Source organism: Sphingomonas faeni (genome assembly GCF_030817315.1).
Taxonomy (GTDB): domain Bacteria; phylum Pseudomonadota; class Alphaproteobacteria; order Sphingomonadales; family Sphingomonadaceae; genus Sphingomonas; species Sphingomonas faeni_C.
This window is the reverse complement of the sequence record NZ_JAUSZF010000001.1, coordinates 1,254,162-1,275,465: the sequence shown is the minus strand read 5'-3', so window position 1 is coordinate 1,275,465 and position 21,304 is coordinate 1,254,162. Positions and strand designations below refer to the sequence as shown.

Sequence of the window (21,304 nt, the reverse complement as noted above, 5' to 3'; positions counted from 1 at the left end):
CTCACGTTGGAATTCGAATGCGCTGTTTCAGCCTGTAGGATACCATCAAGACTTCCCCGCGACGTCGACCATTGCTTCAAATTGATCTGCGCAACTGGGCAGCAGCGCATCCGCAGCGCTCGGGGGCATGGCGACAGTCATCACGTATCGTCCGATACGCTTTGTTCGGCTGGCGGCAACGTCCCTGTACTGCGTATCCGCCGCGCCGACCGGCGATGGTTTGATCGCCTCGCCTATGAGCAACAGCGACGGATCGTCATCGCTGATCGTCTCGACCAGGAAGGCGAGCGCTGACAGGCGGCCGCGGAGAATGCGTTCGGTCGGGAGCGAGACGTTGACCGCGACCATCACCGGCGTGTCGGGCGCGCGGCCGGCGGCGATCAGGTTGCGCGAGACTTCGGCCGCGGCGGCGCGGCCCATATAGACGGCGAGCGTTGCATCGGGGGCGGCGAGCGCGGTCCAGTCGAGATCGAGCGCTTCGCCGGCGCGAGCGTGTGCGGTCACGAAGGTGAGTTTCCGCGCGAGGCCGCGTAGCGTCAGCGATGCGCCGCCCGAAGCCGCGGCGGCGCTGGCGGCGGTGATGCCGGGGCAGATCCGTACCGGGATGCCGTGGGCGGCGAGGTGGTCGATCTCCTCGGTCGAGCGGCCGAAGATCGACGGGTCGCCACCCTTGAGACGGACGACGCGCTTGCCGGCGAGCGCGGCGGTGGCGAGCAGGGCGTTGATCGAGAGCTGGTCCTTCGAATGTCGGCCCGACCGCTTGCCGACGCTCACGATTTCGGTGGCCTCGGGGATCAGCGCGAGGACGCCCGCGCCGACCAGCGCGTCGTAGAAGACGATATCGGCCGCCGCGATCAGCCGTTCGGCCTTGCGCGTCAGCAGGTCGGGGTCGCCGGGGCCGGCACCGACCAGCCAGACCGAACCGGGCGAGAAGTCATGCGACATGGGCTGATCCTTGCGTGACGAGGAGTTTGGCGAGGGCAGGGCGGCACGATCCGCAATTGGTGCCGGCTTTCAAGGCCGCCCCGATCGCGGGGACGTCGGCGAGATGCTGGTCGGCGATCGCGGCGAGGATGGCCTTCAGCCCGACATCGAAACAGGCGCAGACGATCGGACCACGGTCGACCTGCATGCCGGGTGCTCGGCCTGCGAGCAGGGTGGGCGCGGCGACCGCCTCGCTCAGTTGCGCCACGAGCCAGTCGCGGGGCGGGAGTGTGCCGTCACGCGTCACGAACAGGACGGCGGCGAGCCTGCCGCCCTGAAGGATCGCAATCCGGCGGCTCCCGCGGGCAGAGTCGATCGCCTCGATCCGCTCGCCTTTGGGCAGTAGCGCATCGAGTGCGGCGGCGTCGCCATTGCCCGCCATGTCCCACGCCGTTCCACCCGGAACCGCGACGCGCGTTGCCCACAGGCAATCGGGGCGCGTTGCCAGTTCGCCACGCACGACGACGAAGCCGCGCCATTCGGTAGCGACCGGCTCGATCCGCACGGGGGTCGATTTGAAACCCGGCTGGCCCGAGATCGGATCGGCGAGCGGGCGGGGGAGCAGGCCGGTGCGGCCACCGGTCGCGGTGCGGTCGGTCCAGTGGATCGGCACGAACAGCTCGCCAACCCGCTGGGCCGTGACGACGCTTGCGCGGAACAGGCTGTCGCCCTGCGGCGTCGTCACGCGCGTGAGGCCGCCATCGACGATCCCGAGCCGTTCGGCATCATCGGGGTGAACTTCGACCAGCGGTTCCTCGCGGTGGCGTGCAAGCTTCGGTGACAGGCCGGTGCGGGTCATGGTGTGCCACTGATCGCGGTAGCGGCCGGTATTGAGCGTCATCGGCCATTTGGCGAGCGGTGCGGCGACCGGCTTCTGCACGACCGGCACCAGCCGCGCGCGGCCGTCGGGCGTCGAGAAACGCCCGTCGGCAAACGGCGTGCCGCCCCAGCGGAACGGCGTCATCGCGTCATACTCGGCATTGCCCTTGGCCGCGTGACCGGGGAGCGTGAACAGTCGCGCGCCGTCATTCTCGTATGCCGACAACCGGCAATGCTCGCGCCAGATCTCGGCCGGGCGGTCATAGGAAAACGCCGTCTTCCACCCCATCCGCCGCGCGACCTGCGTGACGATCCACCAATCGGGTTTGGCTTCGCCGGGCGGCACCATGAACGCGCGTTGGCGGCTGATCGTACGGTCGGAATTGGTGACGGTGCCGTCCTTTTCTCCCCACGCCGCGGCAGGCAGGCGGACATGCGCGTGGACCGAGGTGTCGGTGGTCTCGATCACGTCGGACACCACGACGAATGGGCACGCCGCTAGCGCCTCGCGGACGCGGCCGGCGTCGGGCATCGACACCGCGGGGTTGGTCGCCATCACCCACAGCGCCTTGATCCGGCCGTTGCCGAGCTCGCGGAACAGGTCGACCGCCTTCAGCCCCGGTTTGGTCGCCATGGTCGGCGCGGCCCAGAACCGCCCGACACGGGCGACGTTCTCGGGCGCGAAATCCATGTGTGCGGCGAGGCTCGACGCGAGCCCGCCGACCTCGCGCCCGCCCATCGCATTGGGCTGGCCGGTGATCGAGAAGGGCGCCGCACCCGGCTTGCCGATCCGCCCGGTCGCGAGGTGCAGGTTGGTGATCGCATTGACCTGATCGGTGCCCGACAGCGACTGGTTCACGCCTTGGCTGAACATGGTGACGGTCTTCGGCGTCGCGGCGAACAGTTCGTAGAAGCGCCTGAGGTCTTGAGGCGGCACGTCGCAGATACGGGCGACGGACCAAAGGTCGCTGCCCTCGCCGAGCTGGTCCCAGAAAGCGTCGGGCGTTGCGACGTGCGCGGCGAGATAGTCGTGATCGACCACCCCCGCGTCACGGCACCAAGCGAGCAAGCCGTTCATCAGCGCGACGTCGGTGCCGGGCCGGATCGCGAGGTGCAGGTCTGCCTCGTCCGCGGTCTCGGTGCGGCGCGGGTCGATGACGACTAGCTTGGCACCGGCGTCGCAGCGCGCGCGGATGCGTTGATAGGCGATCGGGTGGCACCAGGCGGTGTTCGATCCGACCAGCACGATCAGGTCGGCGGCGTCGAGATCGTCGTAGCTTGCCGGCACGACGTCCTCGCCGAACGCGCGCATGTGGCCTGCGACCGCGCTCGCCATGCAGAGCCGCGAATTGGTGTCGATGTTGGCCGAGCCGATGAAGCCCTTCATCAGCTTGTTGGCGACGTAGTAATCCTCGGTGAGCAACTGGCCGGAGACGTAGAAGGCGACGCTGTTGGGGCCGTGCTGCGCGATCGTGTCGCGGAAGCGTTTGGCGAGGAGGTCTAGCGCCTTGTCCCACGATGCGCGGCGCTGGCCGATCATGGGGGTGAGGAGGCGGCCTTCGAGCCCGATCGTCTCGCCGAGGTGGGTGCCCTTCGAGCAGAGCTTGCCGGTATTGGCGGGGTGGTCTGGGTCGCCCTTGATCGTGACGGAGCGCTCGCCGGTAGGAGTCGCGATGATGCCGCACCCGACACCGCAGTACGCGCAGGTCGTGCGGATATCCTCCCCGGCACGGGGAGGGGAACCATCCGAAGGATGGTGGAGGGGGGCTCCCGCAGGCGTCCCTCCTCGTGGAGGCCCTCCTCCCGCAGGCGTATCCCTTCGGGGAGGCCCCCCTCCACCGCCTGCGGCGGTCCCCCTCCCCGTGCCGGGGAGGATCACGCGGCGGCTTTCATCGTCGCGGTGCGGCAGAGCAACACCCGCCCACCCGACACCTTAACCGGGATCACCGGCGTACACCCCTTGTCCTCGCCCAGCGCCTCGCCCGTATCCAAAGCGATCCGCCAGTTGTGCAGCGGGCACGCCACCGCGCCGCCGTGCACGATCCCCTGCGACAGTCGCCCGCCCTTGTGCGGACAGCGATCGGCGAGTGCGAACACCTTGCCGTCACCGGTACGGAAAACTGCGATGTCGCCGCCGCCGGTGACCTGCACGGTGCGGCTGCCGCGGACCGGGATCTCGTCGACCCAGCCGATATCGAGCCATTCGCCGATCATGCCATTTCCCTCGTTCCGTCGATGGGGGTGAAGCGCGCCATCGGCGCATGCTGTTCGCGGTGCTCACCCGCCGCGCGTGCCGCCCACGGATCGTCCTGCGTGAACTGCTGCGAGAACAGGAACCGCGCCGCCAGCGCATCGCGACCCTCGGGATCCTCGGCGATCCGTTCGCGGATATACTCGACGCCGATCCGCTCGATCCACGGCGCGGTGCGCTCGAGATAGCGCGCCTCCTCGCGGTACAATTGGATGAACGCGGCGCAGTACTGCATCGCCTCTTCCTCGGTCGCGACCTTGCACAGGAAGTCGGTCGCGCGGACCTTCATCCCGCCATTGCCGCCGACCGACAGTTCGTAGCCGCTGTCGACGCAGACCACGCCAAAGTCCTTGATCGTCGCCTCGGCGCAGTTGCGCGGGCAGCCGCTGACCGCGATCTTGAACTTGTGCGGCATCCACGAGCCCCAGGTCATCCGCTCGACCTTGACGCCGAGCCCGGTCGAATCCTGCGTCCCGAACCGGCACCAGTCCGACCCGACGCAGGTCTTCACGGTGCGCAAGCTCTTGCCGTACGCATGCCCGCTGACCATCCCCGCGGCGTTGAGATCGGCCCAGACCGCGGGCAGGTCCTCCTTCTTGATCCCGAAGATGTCGAGCCGCTGGCCACCCGTCACCTTGACCATCGGTGCGTCGTATTTCTCGACGACATCGGCGATCGCGCGCAGCTCGCGCGGGTTGGTCAGCCCACCCCACATCCGCGGCACGACCGAATAGGTGCCGTCCTTCTGGATGTTGGCGTGCAGCCGCTCGTTGACGAACCGGCTCTGCTGGTCGTCCTTATAGTCGCCCGGCAACGCGCAGAGCAGGTAGTAATTGAGCGCAGGGCGGCACGACGAGCACCCGTCGGGCGTCGACCAGCTCATTTTCTGCATCACTTCGGGGATCGATCGCATGCCCTGCGCGACGATCTCGCGGCGGACGTCGTCGTGGCCGAAGCTGGTGCATTTGCACATGGTCTTGACCAAACGTTCGCCCGAATATTCGTCACCCAGCGTTACCGCGAGCAGTGTCTCGACCAGCCCGGTGCACGATCCGCACGACGCCGACGCCTTGCAGGTCGCGCGAACCGCGTCGAGCGTCGTGTTGCCGGCGCCGATGCACGCCACGACCTTGCCCTTGGTGACGCCGTTGCAGCCGCAGATCTCCGCATCGTCGGAGAGCGCCGCAACGGCTGCCTTAGGGTCCGCCGCGCCTCCTCCCGAGGCGAACGACTGGCCGAAGATCAGCATGTCGCGGATGGGGGCGATGTCTTCCGCCCGCTTGAGCAGGTCGAAATACCAGCCGCCGTCGGTCGTGTCGCCGTACAGCACCGCGCCGACGATCCGGTCGTCCTTGACCACGACACGCTTGTAGATGCCGCGCGACGCATCGCGCAGTACGATGTCCTCGCACGCCCCGCCGCCCGAGAAATCGCCCGCCGAAAACACGTCGAGCCCGGCGACCTTCAACTTGGTCGAGGTGACCGATCCGCGATAGCCGCTGTGACTGTCGGTAAGACCATTGGCGAGCGCGCGGCACATGTCCCACAGCGGCGCGACGAGGCCGTAGACGTTGCCGTCATGCTCGACGCATTCGCCGACCGCGAGGATCGACGGGTCGCTGGTGACCATGTGGTCGTCGACCTTGATCCCGCGACCGATCTCCAGCCCGGCGTCGCGCGCGAGCGCTACGGAAGGGCGAATGCCGACCGCCATGACGACGAGGCTGGCGGGGATCACCGTGCCGTCCTTGAGCAGCACGCCCTCGACATGGGTATCGCCAACGATCTCGGCGGTGTTCGCTTCGGTGAGGATCACCTGGCCGCGTGCCTCCAGCGCCGATTTAAGCAGCCAGCCCGCCGCCTCGTCGAGCTGGCGTTCCATCAGCGTCGGCATCAGGTGGATCACCGTCACCTTCATGCCGCGCAACGTGAGTCCGTGCGCCGCCTCCAGCCCGAGCAGCCCGCCGCCGATCACCACCGCCGCGCCACCCTTGCCGGCAGCCTCCAGCATGTGATCGACATCGGCCATGTCGCGGAACGAGATGACGCCGGGCAGGTCCTTGCCGGGGACGGGGATGATGAACGGATCGGAGCCGGTCGCGATCAGCAACCTCTCATACGATACCGTCAGCCCCGACCGCGCGGTGACGGTCTTGGCGGCGCGGTCGATCGCCTGCACCGGATCGCTCGTCACCAGCTCGATCGTGTTGGTCGCGTACCAGGCGTGGTCGTTGATGACGATCTGCTCGAACGTCTTCTCGCCGGCCAGCACCGGCGACAGCATGATGCGGTTGTAGTTCACATGCGGCTCGGCGCCGAAGATCGTCACGCGGTACCGGGTCGGGTCGCGCGCGATCAGCTCCTCGACCGCGCGACAGCCGGCCATGCCGTTGCCGATCACGACGAGATGCTCGCGGGTGTCGGGGGAGGGGGTTTGGTGTTCCATCAGATCGTCCAGTCGCGTTGGAGCCGGGGAAGGGAGGTCACGCGGGGAGCGCGCCGTTCACGGAGCGGTCGCTGTTGCGGCGCGCGTCGAGCGCAGCGTCGAGCAGCGCGCGCTCGTCCGATTTGTGCGTGGTTGAGAACCGCACCGCGAGCGCACAGACCGCGGTGCCGGCGACGATGTAGCCGAGCATTACGAGGCATTGCTGCGGGGTGGCCGAGGCCTTGTTGAGGAACCCCGCCGCGACCGCGCCGATGTTGCCGCCCGCGCCGATCAACCCGGCGACACCGCCTAGCGCCTTGCGGTCGACGAACGGCACCAGCGCATAGGTCGCGCCGCACGCCATGTGCGTGAACAGCCCGAACATCGTCATCGCCAGGATCGCCAGCGTCACGCTGCCGGCATGCCCGAACAGCACCAGTCCGCCGCCTTCGCCGAGCATCAGCGCGAACAGCAGCAACGCGCGACCGTCGAGCCCTTTCACGAGCGCGATCCGGTCGCTGGCGATCCCGCCGAGCGCGCGGGCGAACAGCGCGAGGCCACCGAAGATCCCCGCCGCCAGCCCCGCATTGGTCAGCGAAAGCCCGAACCGGTCGACGTAATAACTCGCGGCGATGTTATGGATAAAGATCTCGACCCCGAAGCATGCGCCGTAGGTCGCGGCGAGCATCCAGGTGCGGTAATTGGCGGCGGCGCGGCGGAAGATCGCCATGCCGGTCGCCTTGCCGCCATCGAGTTCGATCCCTGCCGCGCGGAGGTCGACGATGTCGCCCTGCGGCGTGTCCTGCGTGTAGCGCGCATAGACGAACGCCATCGCGACCATCGCGACGCCCGGCACGAACATCGCCGCGCGCCATCCGAAGGCATGCTCGACGCCGAGGCCGATCAGCGCCGCGACGACCAGCGGCATCAGGCTCTGCGCCGCGCCACCGCCGGCATTGCCCCAGCCGCCGACGGTCGCGTTGGCGGTGCCGACGACGTTCGGCGCGAACATCACGCTCGTATGATATTGCGTGATGACGAACGACGCGCCGATCGCGCCGATCGCGAGGCGGAAGAACAGGAACGTCTCATAAGTCTGCGCGAACGCCAGTCCGAACACCGGAATCGCACCGAGCAGCAGCAGCCACGTATAAGTACGACGCGGCCCGAACCGGTCGCAGAGCGGCCCGACCACCAGCCGCACCAGGATCGTCACCGCGACCGCGGCGATGTTGATGTTGGCGATCTGGTCTTTGCTGAGCCCGAACTCGGTCTTGATCAGCGGCATCAACGGTGCGGCGGCGAACCACGCGAAGAAGCACACGAAGAACGCGAGCCACGTGACATGGAACGCGCGCATCTGCGGCGTGGCGGCACTGAACAGGTCGATCCGCGTGGCTTTCGGCGCGGTAGTGTCGATACCCGGTGATGCGAACAACATGGTCGGTCCTCCATCTGCGATGGACAAAGAAAAAGCCGCCCCGACGGCGACCTTGCGGACGCATCGGAGCGGCTTCGTTGCCTATAGACGATCGGTGGATCGCCCTACGCGGTCAGGCCCCCTCGTTGGAACCGGTCTCGCGATGATTTCGTGCCCGACTCCCTTGCCGGACGATGTGAAGATGACCGAAGTGGCCTTATCGCGCAAGCGGCATTTCGCGTGTGCAGCAGATTTGGGTTTGGAGGTGATCGACCGCTAAAACTCCCTTTCCTGAAAGGGAGGGGCAGGGGGTGGGTCGGCTTCCGCATGTTCGTACTGGAGTGGATTAAACCGACCGACCCACCCCCAACCCCTCCCTTTCAGGGAGGGGGGAAGCCAAGGTTCAGGGCAACCCTGCGAGATACCCTTCGATATCCTCCGGATCGAACGCGCGCCGGTCGAAGAATGCATCGCGCCCCAGGATCAACCGACCCTGCGTAGATCCCGCACCGATGCTGTCCGCGCCGATCGCTCCCTCCAGTTTCGAGCTAGCATTGGGAAGCGGCGCGTCTGACCCGGCGAGTGCCGCGCGGTAAATGTCTGGCCGGAACACCCCTTGCGCGACATCCGCCTCCTGGGCCGAGAACGGTGTGCCGTCCCACCGCACCATCTGCGAATACAGCCACGCCGCTTGGCTGCGCCACGGGAAGTTCGCCGCCTCGCGGTACTGGAACATGAAGTCCGGAACGTGGATCGGCACCGCATCCTTCACCAGCCGCACCCGGTCGCCGATCGCGCGCGACACCGCATCGACCGGCGCATCGAGATAGTCCGCGCGAGACAGGATCGCCGCATTCGCCTCAAGCGTATCCGGATCGACGAACTGCGCAGCCGCAGCGTGGAGCGCGCGGATGAGCCGATGAACGACGTCGCTTCGCTCGGCCAGCGTAGCCTCCCGCATCGCCAGCACCTTCTCCACGCCCCGCTGCCAGACCTGCGCCGTCACCAGCGCGATCCGCCCGACCCCGCGATCGACCGCGACGCCGTTCCACGGCTCCCCGACGCAGATGCCGTCGACCTCGCCCGCCGCGAGCGCATCGGCGGCGAAGGTCGGGCTGGTCGTCACGATCTCGACATCGATATCGGGCCGGATGCCAACGGCGGCGAGCCAGTAGCGCAGCATGTAATTATGGCTCGAATAGCGATGCACCACACCGAACCGTAGCCGCCGCCCCACCGCGGCGCGCGTGACCGCAACGGCCTTCAACCGCTCGCCCAGCACGACCGGATCGCCCAAAGCATCCCCGTCCAGCACTTCGGCGGCCAACGGCAACGACAGCGTGATAGCGTTGCCGTTGAGCCCCAGCACGAACGGCACCGCCATCGCCACCGCCGGCCGTCCCCGCCCCAGCGCCGTCGCGATCGCGAGCGGCGCGACCATGTGCGCGGCATCGGTATGGCCGTACAGCAGCCGGTCGCGCACCGTCGCCCAGGTCATGTCGCGGACCAGCTCGATCTCCAGCCCCTCGGCCTCGGCGAACCCGCGTTCGCGCGCCATGATCGGCAGCGCCGCATCGACCAGCGGCAGGAAGCCGATACGGACCCGGTCGAGCGCCATCACAAATCTCCCATCAGGACGTCGCTGGTGATGATTGCGTCGGCGATCTCGGCGATCCGTCGGTTGGATCGCATCGCCTGCGCGCGGAGCAGGCCGTAGGCGGTCGGCTCGTCGATGCCGCGACGTTTCATCAGGATCGCCTTGGCGCGGTCGACCGTCGTCCGATCGGCCAGCGCGCTGCGGGCCTCGTGCAACTCCGCCTGCAACCTTGCGAACGCCTGAAACCGGCGGATCGCGAGGTCGATGACCGGCTTGATCCGCTGCTTGGCGAGCCCGTCGACGATATACGCCGACACCCCCGCATCGACCGCCGCGTTCGTAGACTCCGCATCGCTCTGGTCGACGAACATCGCGATCGGCCGCGCCAGCGCGCGCGACACCGCAAAGAACTCCTCGAGCACGTCGCGGCTCGGATTTTCGAGGTTGATCAGCACCACTTCGGGCGCTGCCTTCTCAAGCGCAGCGACCATCCCCAAAGTGCCGTCGATCACCACGATATCGTCAAGCCCCGCCTCGCGCAGGCCATCCGAGATGATCGCAGCACGCGTCGTGCTCGTGTCGATGATCGCGATCCGCATGCCGCAATCCTATGCTGCGCCGCACCGAATGGCGAGCCTAGTTGCGGGATCCGCTTACGCAGGCGTCGCCAACCCATTCGCGGTCAGATATTCGGAAACTGCATCGCGCAGTGTCGCACCTCCGTGGATGCCGAGCTTCGTCCGCCGCCACAGGATGTCCTCCACCGAGCGCGCCCATTCACTTTCGACGAGATAGTCGACCTCGCGCGTGCAAAGGCCGTGGCCGAGGTCGACGATGCTGGTCGCGTCGCCCAGCACGGCGTCGATCCGCGTGCCATACGCATGCGCCATCCGTAGCGCGGTCGCGTCATCCAGGAACGGCCAGCGTTTGCCGACCGTCTCCACGAACGCCGCGATCCCGCCCGGGGGCAGGTCGCCACCGGGAAGCGGCGCGTCGTCGGTCCACGCCTCAGTCATCGGTGGAAGGAACGGCGCGAGTTCCTCCAGCGCATGTTCCGACAGGCGGCGATAGGTCGTGATCTTGCCCCCGAACGCGGACAATATCTGGGGCGCATCGGCGGTACCAAGCTTCAGGACATAATCACGCGTGACCTTGGATGCGTTCGCGTTGCCGTCGTCGAACAGCGGGCGGACCCCCGAGTAACTGGTGACTACGTCGTGGGCCGAGGTCTGGCGGGTGAAATACCGGTTCACGCTGGCGCAGAGATACTCGGTTTCGTCGGGATCGATCGTCGGTGCGGACGGATCGCCGTCGAACGGCTTGTCCGTCGTACCGACCAAGGTGAGGTCGCCCTGATACGGAATCGCGAAGATCACGCGCTTGTCGTCGTTCTGGAGGATGAAGGCATGGTCGCCGTCGAACAGGCGGGGCACGACGATATGACTGCCCTTGACCAGCCGTGGCGGGGGCTCGTGATGCGCCGCCGGCATGTCGTCCAGGACCTTGCCGACCCAGGGACCGGACGTGTTCGCGATGGCGCGCGCGTGCACAATGCTGCCGTCGCCCAGCTTGGCAACCCAACGGTCGGTTTCGCGCGTCGCACCTTCGAACTTAACATGCGTGCGGATGTCGGCACCGCGTTCCGCCGCGTCGAGCGCGTTGAGGACCACCAGTCTTGCATCGTCGACCCAGCCGTCAGAATAGACGAAACCGCGTTTGACCGGCTTCAGCCCCTTGCCCCATGCTGTGCGGTCGAGCCGTACGCCGACCGATTTGGGCAGCCGGCTGCCGCCGCCGATATGATCGTACAGGAACAGCCCGATCCGGATCAGCCAGGCCGGTCGCATGCCGTCCGCCAGCGGCATGACGAAACGCATGCCGCGGATCAGGTGCGGCGCGATGTCGAGGAGCTTCTCGCGTTCTTCCAGCGCTTCGCGCACCAGCCGGAACTCGTACATCTCGAGATAGCGCAGGCCACCATGGATCAGCTTCGAACTCGCGGACGACGTATGCGCGGCCAGATCGTCCTGCTCGACCAGCATCACCTTCAATCCTCGGCCGGCGGCGTCACGGGCGATGCCGGTGCCATTCACCCCGCCACCGATGACGAGAAGGTCGACATCTCTGGACTTGGTACTGGTCGTCATGCCCTGGTCCTCGAACGCGTTCGATCGACGGCCTCCTGCCACCCCGCCATCAGGGCCGTTCGCTCGTCCGTCTTCATCACCGGATGAAACGTCCGATCCTCCCTCCAGGCTCCGGAGATGTCGTCGGGACCGTTCCAGATGCCGACCGCCATGCCCGCGAGGAACGCGGCACCGGCCGCTGTCGTCTCGATATTGGCGGGGCGAACCACGTCGGTATCGAGCATGTCCGCGAGAAACTGGCAGAACCAGTCGTTCGCGGCCATCCCGCCGTCGACCCGAATCTGGCGGGCATCGCGCGCGCCGTCGGCAACCATCGCGTTCATCAGGTCGGTCGTCTGATAAGCTACCGACTCCAGCGCGGCGCGGGCGATGTGCGATCCGGTCGCGGCGAATGTGAGCCCGGTAATGCTTGCACGCGCTTCGGGATCCCAATGCGGCGCGCCGAGGCCGACGAACGCCGGCACCAGGTAGACGCCGCCATTGCCGTCGAGCTTGGTCGCCATGTCGTTGGTATCCGCCGCGTGGTTGATCAGGCCGAGGCCGTCGCGCAGCCACTTCACCGCGGCGCCCGCGACGAAGATCGATCCCTCCAGCGCATAGGTGATCTCGCCGTCGAGCTGGTAGGCGATCGTCGTCAGCATGCCGTTCTTGCTCGTCACCGCCTGCTTGCCAGTGTTGAGCAGCACGAAGCAGCCGGTGCCATAGGTCGACTTGGCATCGCCGGGCTGGAAACAGGCCTGGCCGACCACGGCCGCCTGCTGGTCGCCCGCCATCCCCCCGATCGGGACCGACTTTCCGAGCAGGTCGGATGTCGTTTCGCCGAAGATCGCGCTGTTGTTCTTGACCTCGGGTAGCAGGCTTTCGGGGATGTCGAGCATTCGCAGCATGTCCGGATCCCACGCGCCCTTGTGGATGTCGAACAGTAGCGTCCGCGAGGCATTCGATGCGTCGGTCGCGTGGACCTTGCCGCCGGTCAGCCGCCAGAGCAGGAAGCTGTCGATCGTCCCGAACGCCAATTCGCCCCGGTCGGCGCGAGCACGGACGCCATCGATGGTGTCGAGTATCCATTTGAGCTTCGTCCCCGAGAAATAGGGGTCGAGGATCAGGCCGGTCCGCTCGCGAACCAGCGGTTCGTTGCCGTCCGCCTTCAGTTGCGCGCATAGCGCGGCGGTACGGCGATCCTGCCAGACGATCGCGTTGTGGACGGGTTTGCCAGTCTCGCGGTCCCACACGACCACCGTCTCGCGCTGGTTGGTGATGCCGATCGCGGCGACCTTGCCGCCGTCGGCTTCTGCGGCTTCCTTCAGGGTCTCGACCGTGTCGCGCCAGATGTCCTCGGCATCATGCTCGACCCAGCCGGACTGCGGATAATGCTGTGGGAATTCGCGTCGTACGGTCTTGCGGGGAACGCCGTCGGTGCCGAACGTCATGCTGCGGGTCGAGGTCGTGCCCTGGTCGATCGCCAGGATGATGGTGTCGGTCACGACTTGCACTCCTTGGTCGGTACGGGGATGAACTCGCTTGCCCACGCGACGGTCCGCCCTCACCGGACTGTAGCTTGCCGATCTAGGATAGCGACGCGAACCCGCTGACTAACGCGTCGAATACGGTGCGACAGCGCGGGCTGCTGCGCAAATCCTCGTGCATCACGATCCACACGGGAAGGTCGATCGCGAAGGCATCCGGCAGCACGCGGACGAGTTGCGGGTGCCGCTTGGCGATCGGGACCTGGCAGATACCGATCCCGAACCCGGCGCGGATCGCGGCGAGCTGCGCGACGTCGCTGTCGATCCGTAACGCGAAGGCGCTCCGCCTGATGTCGGGAAAACTCTCGACGAACGCGCGGATCGCTGGCGTCTCGGTATCGAAGCCGATGATGTCATGGTCGGCGATATCGCGCAGTGTCGCCGGAGTGCCGCGCCGCGCCAGATAGTCGGCGTGGGCGTGCAAGCCGATCGGGATCGACGGCATTTTCCTGGCGATCAGCGACTGCTGGACGGGCTGGGTCATGCGCACCGCGATGTCCGCCTGCCGCTGGAGCAGGTCGTCGACCGTGTTCGACGCCGAGATCTCAAACGCGAGCGCGGGGTGGCGCTGCCGTAGTCGTGCCAGCATCGCCGGCAGGTGTTCCGCACTGACCACCTCGCTAGCGCTGATCCGAACCGTCCCGGCGATCGCACCGGCGCTGCCCGCGGCGGTACGCAGCAATGCGGCGGAGGTGGAGGCGATCGCATCGGCATAGGGTTTCAACTCGACGGCCGCCTCGGTCGGCGTCAGGCCGCGCTGCGATCGCACGAACAGCTCGCGACCGATGGCCTGCTCGAGCGCGTCGATATGCCGCGAGACGCTGGGCTGAGTCAGCCCGAGCGCGCGGGCGGCACCCGACAGGGACCCCGTGCGCAACACCGCTTCGAACGTACGGTAGAGGTCCCAGCTCGGCGATCCGTTCATGCATTTTCGTATAGATGATCCACGACATTCGGCAATTTCGTTTTAGTGTCGAAAGCCGCATTTCTCGCTCAGATGCAATGGAGACGAGACATGGAACGCAAGACCGCTTTAGTATTGGGTGCAACCGGCGGGATCGGTGGCGCGGTCGCACGACTGATGGAGCAGCGCGGCTGGCAGGTGCGGGCACTGCACCGGGATCCGGACAGCGTGGTTGCGAAGCACGGCTTCGATTGGCGCAAGGGGGACGCGATGGTCGCCAGCGACGTCGCCACCGCTGCCGAGGGCGTTTCCTTGATCGTTCATGCCGTGAACCCGCCCGGCTATCGCAACTGGGGCAAGCTGGTGCTGCCGATGATCGACAACAGCATCGCTGCGGCGCGTGCCAACGGTGCCCGGATATTGTTGCCGGGAACGGTCTATAACTACGGTCCCGACGCGTTCCCCGACATAGCGGAAGACGGTCCCCAACACCCGCAGACGCGCAAGGGCGCCATTCGGGTCGAGATGGAATGTCGACTGCGCGCGTTTGCGGAGAGCGGCGCGGGGACCGTGCTGATCGTGCGCGCCGGGGACTTTTTCGGTGCGGCTGCGGCGAGTACGTGGTTCAGCCAGATCGTGCCGGCGGGCAAACGACCAACCGCTATCACCTATCCGGGCCGGCGCGGGGTCGGGCATCAATGGGCGTATCTCCCCGACGTCGCCGAGACGATGGTGCGCCTGATCGAAGCCGATGGCCTCGACGCCTTCGCGACCTATCACATGCAGGGCGTCTGGGATGCCGACGGCACGCGAATGATCGACGCACTTTGTCGGGTGCTCGGCGACCCGGCAGTCGCGGTCCGGCGAACGCCGTGGTGGATGATGCGGCTGGCTTCGCCCTTCGTGCCGACCCTGCGCGAAGTGATGGAGATGAAATACTTGTGGGACCAGCCCGTCAGGTTGTCGAACGACCGTCTGACGGCCAAACTGGGGACAGAACCGCACACGCCGCTGGACGTTGCCGTTCGTGAAACGCTCACGGCGATGGGGTGCCTGGATGCGGCCCCGGTAGTTCGTCCTCGGGAAGCCATGCCGTCATACGTCGTGCCGGTACCGCTTCCGATCGATGCGGCGAGCGTTGTGACACAGTAGAAGGAGGTTCGATGACCGCCACGAATGCGCAAGAGGCCACGCTGGCACTCCTTGCGAGCCGTGCACCAACCGCAACGGTTTGCCCCAGCGAAGTCGCACGAGCGCTTGCCAGCACAGCCGGTCCCGAGGCGGGGGCAGTGTCGTGGCGCGATTTGATGCCAGTAGTCCATGCGACCGTCGATCGGTTGGTGATCGACGGCCACGTACGATTGAGCTGGAAGGGGCAGGCGCTCCCAACGCGATCCGGACCTTATCGGATCGGTCGGGCCTAGCGCGGGTAGAGCGTTCAACCGCCGCTCCGTAGGTGGAACGGGGCAACGCACCCCGCCCTGGTATTACGCCCCGCCGGCCACCGGCGAGAGAGTCTGCTGGTGCTGCACCACGCGCCATTCCTCATGGCTCAAGCGCCGCATCGTCGTGGTGCAATAGGCGACATAGCCACTGGATCCGTCGCGGCTCGCTTCGGCTTTGTACGCGATTGTGATCAGCCCTTCCTGCGGCCGCATGACCTGCTGTTCGCTGAACGCTACCTTCGACCAGCGCGGTGTATCGGCGACCGCTTCGATAGCCTGCGCGCCCGTCATCACGAACGGGGTTTCGGGCAGCACCATGACGCATTCGTCGTCGATCAGCGCCCGGTAATGCTCGGCGTCGCCGGTCCAGAGGCTTTCCTCGAATTCCCAAATCCGGTTGTCGTCCATCATGCATCTCCTATCCGGATGTGGAGCGCGGGGCCGGGATGAACGTTCCGCGGCTGTTGGAATAAAGCTGCGTTCGCAAGGCGGTACGACGGTTGATCGCGTCGGATCGCTTGTCAGAGTCCGATCTTGTCGAGCGCCGCGGACAATTCCGCGCTTCCAGCATCTCCGTCCTTCGGCGTTAGGCGGTTCAGCGTGGTCCGCACGCGTTGTTGCGCGACCTGAAGCGTCTTGTGACGGACTTCCCGGGTGGCGTTGGTCCGCCACGACGGGCTTTCGCCGAGCAGTGCCGCCCATTTGGCCTCTTCCGCCGCAAGGATCGCAAGTGCCAGCCGGAGGCCGTCCCGTCGACCATGCGCGTACTCGTCGGACATCCAATACCTCCCGTGGAACGATCGACTTCCCTCTACGGAATCGAACGGCGGGGCAACCTGCACGCGTTACCTCTGGGCGGCGCACTGGCGAGGCCCTTTCCGGCCCCGCGAAAACAGGTTCGGAGCCCGAACCGCCGCTGGTGCGTTCGGCATGCCACAGTATCTGGAGTTCGGCATGAAGGCGATGACATTGCGGTCCCCCATCGGGTTGGACAGCTTGAGAATGGAGGATCGTCCCGATCCTGGCGCGCCCGGTCCCGGTGCGATCCGAGTCGCGTTGCATGGCAGTTCGCTCAACTTTCACGATCTGGGCGTGGCAACGGGGCGTATGCCAACCGCCGACGGGCGCGTACCGCTCGCCGATGGCGCAGGCACGGTCGAGGCGGTCGGCGAGGGCGTCACCGAATTCGTACCCGGCGACATGGTCGTATCGTGCTTCTTCCCCGATTGGCTAGACGGAGCGCCGACCGTCGGCGACTTCGACCGTACGCCCGGGGACGGCATCGACGGTTTCGCCCAGGACTATGTCGTCCTGCCGGCAACTGCCTTCACGCACGCGCCCAAGGGTTTCGATGCGGTCGAGGCGGCGACCATCACGACCGCGGGCCTGACGGCATGGCGTGCGTTGGTCGTCGACGGAAACCTCAAGCCGGGCGACAGCGTGCTTCTGCTCGGCACGGGCGGCGTGTCGATCTGGGCGCTCCAGATCGCCAAGCTGATGGGTGCGACCGTCGCGATCACCTCGTCGTCGGACGAAAAGCTCGATCGCGCGCGCTCGCTTGGTGCCGATTTCACGGTCAACTACCGCGAGCAGGACGCGTGGGGCAGGGCCGTCCGTGACTGGACCGGCGGCCGCGGCGTCGATCACGTGGTCGAAGTCGGCGGGCCTGGCACGCTCGCGCAGTCGATCGAGGCGGTGCGCGTCGGCGGGCATATCTCGCTGATTGGCGTGCTGACCGGTGCCAGCGGCGACGTGCCGACAGCAGCCCTGATGGCGAAGCAGGCGCGGCTCCAGGGCCTAATCGTCGGCAGCCGACGCGAGCAGCAGGACTTCGTCCACGCGCTCGACGGCGGCGCGATCCGACCGGTCATCGATCGCCGCTTCCCGTTGGAGGAACTCGTCGACGCGTTCCGATACGAGATGGGCGCCGGGCATTTCGGCAAGATCGGCATCGAATGGTGACTGGCGTCGTAATCGTCGGTCGCGGTCGCCTGGATTCGAGCAGGTAGAGGTCGCGGCGATTACGACGATGTTAAAAGACCGGACTGCGTCGACGACCGATCGACGGCCCCGGCACCAACCATTCCAAACCCGATCGGAAATCGAGCATCGCGGACGCCATGCCGATACCGCGTCGTGGGTCCTGGTAGCCGTCATGACCGTCGGCTGTATCGTGCTGGGGTATGCAAACGGCTTCGTGGTCGATGCTTGGCGTGCGCTGCCGGTGTGCGCGGCGTTGGCGATCCTGTTCGGCGCGATCGTCTTCGGCCGGGCGCGGCAGCAGCCACGCTTGACGGCGGGGGCGACGGCATTCCTCCAGATGACCTTGTTCACCGTCAACGGCGTCGTCCTCGCCTATGTGCTGGCAGCGCAGGCCGGACCGCTTTTGGATCGAGAGCTGGCCGCGGCGGACCGCTATCTCGGCTTCGATTGGGCTACGCTATATCGGACGCTCGACACCGTTCCGATCGCGATATGGATCGGCGGGATCGCGTATCATAGTCTTACGCTGCAGATGGTGGTGTGCATCGTCGCGCTCAGCGCCACCGGACGGAGCGACAGGCTTCGCTTGATGGTGGCCGCGGCCGTCTCGAGCGGTATCGTGACGATCCTGATTTCGGGAGCGGTCCCAGCGATGGGCAACGTCTTCGATCCGGCGGGCTATCACGCGCTCTGGCCCTCCGTCGCGTGGTTGGAGCACGACCTCATCACCGGACTGCGCGACGGATCGGTTCGCAAGCTGGATCTCACCCAGCTTATGGGGATCGTGACCTTCCCGAGCTACCACGCCACGCTGCCGATCATCCTCGCCTGGGCACAACGCGACGTTGCACGGCTGCGTATCATCGCTCCGGTCTGGGCAGTGGTGACGATCCTCGCGACGCCGGTATTCGGCGGGCACTACGGCGTGGACGTACTGGCCGGGATCGGCTTGGCGGTGGGGGGAATCGCCGTTGCGCCCACGCTTACTCGTAAGCGGTCGACGACACCGTAAGCCGTCGGGTACTCGGTTCCAGAACCGAGTGGATCGCCGCTGCGGCCTGGGCGGCGCCACCGTCCGCCTCGATAGCAGTCGCGATACGGCGAGCGGCCAAACGATAGGTCGGTTGGGTCATCACCTCGTGCAGCGCATTTGCCAAGGTGCGTACGGTCAACGATCGCGCCGAGACTACCCGCCCTGCACCAACCCTCGCGAGCCTCGCGGCGGTCGCGGGCTGTTCGAAGGCGATCGGCAAGGCCACGATCGGGACCCCTGCTGCCAGCGCGTCGAGCACGGTGTTGAACCCGCCGTGCAGCACGGCCGCCGCACAATGGCGCAAGACGGCTTCCTGCGGCCAGAAGGCACGTACGAGCGGATCGCCCGGCAGCATTGCCTCTTCGGCAGTCGTCAGGCCGCCGGCATGCCCGATCACCGCCCTGGCGCCTACGGCCGCGCAGGCTTGCGCCATCACCGCGAACAGGGCTCGCCTCGACCCCTGCAACGTACCAAGCGAGCAGAAAACCAGAGGTCGTCCGTCGTTCGGCAACGTCGTAGCTTCGGCTCGAGCTTCACGCCACGGCGATCCGTACAGAAAATTGGCAGGCAGATGGTCGCGCGGATAATCCAGTTCTCTCGGACATTGCGCGACCTGCACTAGCGGGGGGCGTTCGTCCGGGCCGATCCCCCAGTCCAGGCGCGCGGCATCCAGAACGGTCGTGATCGGCCGCATCAGCCGGTCCGACACCGCGTAGCCGCCGCGATTGCGGAATCGAGCTAGCGCGCCGGGGCGATAACGCCAGCCGAGGAAGGGCGGGGGAACACCCTCCTCGCGGATTAGCGGTAGCCCCGTTGCTGCAACGACATAGGGAAGGCCGAGGTGTTGGGCGATCAGCGGACCGGCAGGCTCCACCGCATCCGCGATCAACGCATCCGCGCCGATCCGTCGAAGAACGTCGGGTGCGTCGGCGAGCAGTGCGCCCGTGATGCCCGCAGTCGCGCGGATCATCCGCCGAAGCCCTATCGGCCCCGTCGGCCGGGCAAGCTTTTCTCTATATAAATCCAGGCGTTCCCGCCCCGGATGTTCCGGCAGGGGGACGAAAGCGATGCTGTCGTTCGTGATGAACCGCTCGGTCCCGCGGACATGGACGATCGTCACGCGCCAGCCCAACGCGTCGAGTTCCGCGCCCAGGACTTGCAGCGGATTGAGATGTCCGGGCACGGGAGAGGTGATGACGGCGATATGGCCGTTCTGGCGTATCATAGGGGGTATCGCACTGTCCGGAGCATGACGCGTGCCGGTCGGAGACGCGTCACGCAAGACGATAGCCGTCATCGCCAGCAACTGTTACCGCAAACGCGTCAGCTATTGAGCATATTACGAACCGCGGATGTCCGCCTGCCGACTGTCGGTAAGCGCACGGCGGCGGGCAGGGAGCCCCCACCAGGGGGTCCCCGGTGAAAGATGATGCTCGTGATGGTAGCCGCCGAAATGGAAGCATGTGAGCAGCGACACAATCTGCGGGATCCGTGCGCTCCGCGCACGATGCGTGTCGGGGAAAGGCTCGTCGCTCTCACGGTGTGGCAGCCACGTACCGAACACGAACAACTGCCCCACCGCACCCAATGCAGGCACAGCCCAGAAGACGACGATATTGCCGAGCGGTGCGCCCAGCAGCAGCGTGTAGACCAGCGCGACCAGCGTGATGCGAACGATCTGTCCGTGCGAATAATACGTCCGAAAGAACTGGCCGAACCATCCGATCAGGCGGGGATCGCCGCCATGAAAATCGGGATCGCCTTCGGACCCGGCATGACGATGATGGAGGTGATGCTGGGGCAGCAGCGTCGCATAGGACAGGCAGGCGTAGAGCGCGAGGCACGTTGCCCCCGCCGCGCGGTTCAGTTGCGGATAACCGGGAGCCAATGCGCCGTGCATCGAGTCGTGCGCGACGATGAACAACCCCGTGCTGAGCCAGGTCTGGACGAGGACCATCGCGACCGCGATCGGAACCGTGCCGACGCTCCACCGCCAGAAGAAAATGCCGGTGACGTGGATCGCCAGCCAAGCGACGACGATCGCCGCGGCTAGCGACAGGCCGATGTGCGCTTGCCGTCGATCGGCAACGGCTCGAGGGAGCGAGGTGGTGCTCAACGGTCTGCCGGCGCCGATATGTCGGAAACGACGGTTGGCTTGCCCCGCGGCGGACCACGCCGCTGCGGATTGGCGTTCGCCCGCAACTGCGCCTTCAGCACCGCGGGCTTGCGCGCGAACAGGAAGCCGTGGCTGACGGTGCCGTCCTTGCCCTCGACGGCGTGGTGCAGACGATGCGCTTGCAACAACTGCTTGAAATACCCCTGTTTGGGGACCCAGCGAAACCCGCCGCGCTGATGGACGAGCATGTCGTGGACGAACGCGTAGATGCCACCATAGACGGTGATACCGAGCGCAGCCCACCACAACGGCTCCCACCACAAACCGACGACGAACAGGACGATCGGCACGACCGCGAAGACGACCGCATACAGGTCGTTTTTCTCGAACACGCCGCCGTGCTCCTCGTGGTGCGACTTGTGCCAGCCCCAGCCCCAGCCGTGCATGATGTATTTATGCGCCGCCCAGGCGAAGCATTCCATGAACAGGACCATGAACACGACGATGGCGAGCTTTTCGAACCATGCCATCAGCGGGCGCTCCGATGGCGCGAGGTCGACAGATACAATGATCTCAACATGATGCCTCTATACGCCCTCTGACGCCGCGACGCGAGCCATAGCGACGTTTCGGGCCTTCGCTCGATCGACGCCG

The 21,304-nt window shown here is 66.5% G+C and carries 19 protein-coding genes; 4 read left to right on the top strand and 15 right to left on the bottom strand.

From position 1 onward, the window contains the following. Positions 1–45: 45 nt before the first annotated feature. The 10 genes from cobA to QFZ54_RS05850 all read right to left on the bottom strand — a co-directional run bounded on the left by cobA (position 46) and on the right by QFZ54_RS05850 (position 14,094). On the bottom strand, positions 46–945 hold the full coding sequence (gene cobA / locus QFZ54_RS05895; RefSeq protein WP_307085344.1) for a uroporphyrinogen-III C-methyltransferase: 900 nt from the start codon (positions 943–945) through the stop codon (positions 46–48). Further along, positions 935–3,520, bottom strand: a complete 2,586-nt coding sequence (locus QFZ54_RS05890) for a nitrate reductase (protein WP_307089288.1) — start codon at positions 3,518–3,520, stop codon at positions 935–937. The genes cobA and QFZ54_RS05890 overlap by 11 nt, the downstream gene beginning before the upstream one ends. Positions 3,521–3,678: 158 nt before the next feature. After that, entirely contained in the window at positions 3,679–4,017 is a 339-nt protein-coding gene (nirD, locus tag QFZ54_RS05885; protein WP_307085342.1) for a nitrite reductase small subunit NirD, read from the bottom strand. Further along, positions 4,014–6,500, bottom strand: a complete 2,487-nt coding sequence (nirB, locus tag QFZ54_RS05880) for a nitrite reductase large subunit NirB (RefSeq protein WP_307085340.1) — start codon at positions 6,498–6,500, stop codon at positions 4,014–4,016. Before nirB ends, nirD begins: the two co-directional genes overlap by 4 nt. Positions 6,501–6,537: 37 nt before the next feature. Next, positions 6,538–7,920, bottom strand: a complete 1,383-nt coding sequence (locus QFZ54_RS05875) for an MFS transporter (protein ID WP_307085339.1) — start codon at positions 7,918–7,920, stop codon at positions 6,538–6,540. A 382-nt stretch (positions 7,921–8,302) separates the two neighbouring features. Continuing rightward, positions 8,303–9,517 carry a CmpA/NrtA family ABC transporter substrate-binding protein gene (locus tag QFZ54_RS05870; protein ID WP_307085336.1) on the bottom strand — a complete coding sequence of 405 codons (1,215 nt, stop codon included), beginning with the start codon at positions 9,515–9,517 and terminating at the stop codon, positions 8,303–8,305. After that, positions 9,517–10,095: an ANTAR domain-containing response regulator gene (locus QFZ54_RS05865; protein WP_307085334.1), complete on the bottom strand. Its 579-nt coding sequence runs from the start codon at positions 10,093–10,095 to the stop codon at positions 9,517–9,519. The genes QFZ54_RS05870 and QFZ54_RS05865 overlap by 1 nt, the downstream gene beginning before the upstream one ends. 54 nt (positions 10,096–10,149) lie before the next feature. Continuing rightward, the gene (gene glpD, locus QFZ54_RS05860; protein WP_307085332.1) at positions 10,150–11,643 is read right to left on the bottom strand and encodes a glycerol-3-phosphate dehydrogenase; all 1,494 of its coding nucleotides are present in this window, start codon (positions 11,641–11,643) and stop codon (positions 10,150–10,152) included. Continuing rightward, positions 11,640–13,127, bottom strand: coding sequence for a glycerol kinase GlpK (glpK, locus tag QFZ54_RS05855; protein ID WP_307085330.1), 1,488 nt, complete (start codon positions 13,125–13,127; stop codon positions 11,640–11,642). The genes glpD and glpK overlap by 4 nt, the downstream gene beginning before the upstream one ends. 82 nt (positions 13,128–13,209) lie before the next feature. Next, entirely contained in the window at positions 13,210–14,094 is an 885-nt protein-coding gene (locus tag QFZ54_RS05850) for a LysR family transcriptional regulator (RefSeq protein ID WP_307085327.1), read from the bottom strand. Positions 14,095–14,184: 90 nt separating this feature from the next. Here QFZ54_RS05850 and QFZ54_RS05845 point away from each other — a divergent pair, with 90 nt between their 5' ends. Both QFZ54_RS05845 and QFZ54_RS05840 read left to right on the top strand, forming a co-directional pair. Next, complete coding sequence (locus QFZ54_RS05845) at positions 14,185–15,225, top strand: NAD-dependent epimerase/dehydratase family protein (protein ID WP_307085325.1); 1,041 nt, start codon at positions 14,185–14,187, stop codon at positions 15,223–15,225. 11 nt (positions 15,226–15,236) lie between these two features. Further along, positions 15,237–15,497 (top strand): DUF3253 domain-containing protein, encoded by a 261-nt coding sequence (locus QFZ54_RS05840; protein ID WP_307085323.1) that lies wholly within the window; start codon positions 15,237–15,239, stop codon positions 15,495–15,497. Between the two features lie 63 nt (positions 15,498–15,560). Here QFZ54_RS05840 and QFZ54_RS05835 read toward each other — a convergent pair whose 3' ends face one another. Then, positions 15,561–15,929, bottom strand: a complete 369-nt coding sequence (locus tag QFZ54_RS05835; protein WP_307085321.1) for a DUF4440 domain-containing protein — start codon at positions 15,927–15,929, stop codon at positions 15,561–15,563. A gap of 110 nt (positions 15,930–16,039) precedes the next feature. Next, entirely contained in the window at positions 16,040–16,297 is a 258-nt protein-coding gene (locus QFZ54_RS05830) for a hypothetical protein (protein WP_307085319.1), read from the bottom strand. 175 nt (positions 16,298–16,472) lie between these two features. Between QFZ54_RS05830 and QFZ54_RS05825 the strand changes: the two genes are divergently transcribed. Next, a complete protein-coding gene (locus tag QFZ54_RS05825) occupies positions 16,473–17,480 on the top strand; it encodes a zinc-dependent alcohol dehydrogenase family protein (protein WP_307089286.1) in 1,008 nt (335 codons plus the stop codon). Positions 17,481–17,673: 193 nt separating this feature from the next. Then, the gene (locus QFZ54_RS05820) at positions 17,674–18,513 is read left to right on the top strand and encodes a phosphatase PAP2 family protein (RefSeq protein ID WP_307085317.1); all 840 of its coding nucleotides are present in this window, start codon (positions 17,674–17,676) and stop codon (positions 18,511–18,513) included. Here QFZ54_RS05820 and QFZ54_RS05815 read toward each other — a convergent pair. From QFZ54_RS05815 to QFZ54_RS05805, 3 genes are all read right to left on the bottom strand, one after another. Then, on the bottom strand, positions 18,485–19,759 hold the full coding sequence (locus QFZ54_RS05815) for a glycosyltransferase (RefSeq protein WP_307085315.1): 1,275 nt from the start codon (positions 19,757–19,759) through the stop codon (positions 18,485–18,487). The genes QFZ54_RS05820 and QFZ54_RS05815 overlap by 29 nt on opposite strands. Before the next feature lie 114 nt (positions 19,760–19,873). Beyond that, a complete protein-coding gene (locus QFZ54_RS05810) occupies positions 19,874–20,650 on the bottom strand; it encodes a fatty acid desaturase (RefSeq protein ID WP_307085313.1) in 777 nt (258 codons plus the stop codon). Beyond that, on the bottom strand, positions 20,647–21,180 hold the full coding sequence (locus tag QFZ54_RS05805; RefSeq protein WP_307085311.1) for a sterol desaturase family protein: 534 nt from the start codon (positions 21,178–21,180) through the stop codon (positions 20,647–20,649). The genes QFZ54_RS05810 and QFZ54_RS05805 overlap by 4 nt, the downstream gene beginning before the upstream one ends. Positions 21,181–21,304: the final 124 nt, after the last annotated feature.

What these genes read in the sequence shown, in the direction of transcription:
- glpD (WP_307085332.1), bottom strand. Translation starts at nt 11,643, where the DNA reads ATGACGACCAGTACCAAGTCCAGAGATGTCGACCTTCTCGTCATCGGT.
- QFZ54_RS05825 (WP_307089286.1), top strand. Translation starts at nt 16,473, where the DNA reads ATGAAGGCGATGACATTGCGGTCCCCCATCGGGTTGGACAGCTTGAGA.
- nirB (WP_307085340.1), bottom strand. Translation starts at nt 6,500, where the DNA reads ATGGAACACCAAACCCCCTCCCCCGACACCCGCGAGCATCTCGTCGTG.
- nirD (WP_307085342.1), bottom strand. Translation starts at nt 4,017, where the DNA reads ATGATCGGCGAATGGCTCGATATCGGCTGGGTCGACGAGATCCCGGTC.
- QFZ54_RS05820 (WP_307085317.1), top strand. Translation starts at nt 17,674, where the DNA reads ATGACCGTCGGCTGTATCGTGCTGGGGTATGCAAACGGCTTCGTGGTC.
- QFZ54_RS05850 (WP_307085327.1), bottom strand. Translation starts at nt 14,094, where the DNA reads ATGAACGGATCGCCGAGCTGGGACCTCTACCGTACGTTCGAAGCGGTG.
- QFZ54_RS05830 (WP_307085319.1), bottom strand. Translation starts at nt 16,297, where the DNA reads ATGTCCGACGAGTACGCGCATGGTCGACGGGACGGCCTCCGGCTGGCA.
- QFZ54_RS05815 (WP_307085315.1), bottom strand. Translation starts at nt 19,759, where the DNA reads ATGATACGCCAGAACGGCCATATCGCCGTCATCACCTCTCCCGTGCCC.
- QFZ54_RS05865 (WP_307085334.1), bottom strand. Translation starts at nt 10,095, where the DNA reads ATGCGGATCGCGATCATCGACACGAGCACGACGCGTGCTGCGATCATC.
- QFZ54_RS05840 (WP_307085323.1), top strand. Translation starts at nt 15,237, where the DNA reads ATGACCGCCACGAATGCGCAAGAGGCCACGCTGGCACTCCTTGCGAGC.
- QFZ54_RS05805 (WP_307085311.1), bottom strand. Translation starts at nt 21,180, where the DNA reads ATGGCATGGTTCGAAAAGCTCGCCATCGTCGTGTTCATGGTCCTGTTC.
- QFZ54_RS05875 (WP_307085339.1), bottom strand. Translation starts at nt 7,920, where the DNA reads ATGTTGTTCGCATCACCGGGTATCGACACTACCGCGCCGAAAGCCACG.
- QFZ54_RS05870 (WP_307085336.1), bottom strand. Translation starts at nt 9,517, where the DNA reads ATGGCGCTCGACCGGGTCCGTATCGGCTTCCTGCCGCTGGTCGATGCG.
- cobA (WP_307085344.1), bottom strand. Translation starts at nt 945, where the DNA reads ATGTCGCATGACTTCTCGCCCGGTTCGGTCTGGCTGGTCGGTGCCGGC.
- QFZ54_RS05835 (WP_307085321.1), bottom strand. Translation starts at nt 15,929, where the DNA reads ATGATGGACGACAACCGGATTTGGGAATTCGAGGAAAGCCTCTGGACC.
- QFZ54_RS05845 (WP_307085325.1), top strand. Translation starts at nt 14,185, where the DNA reads ATGGAACGCAAGACCGCTTTAGTATTGGGTGCAACCGGCGGGATCGGT.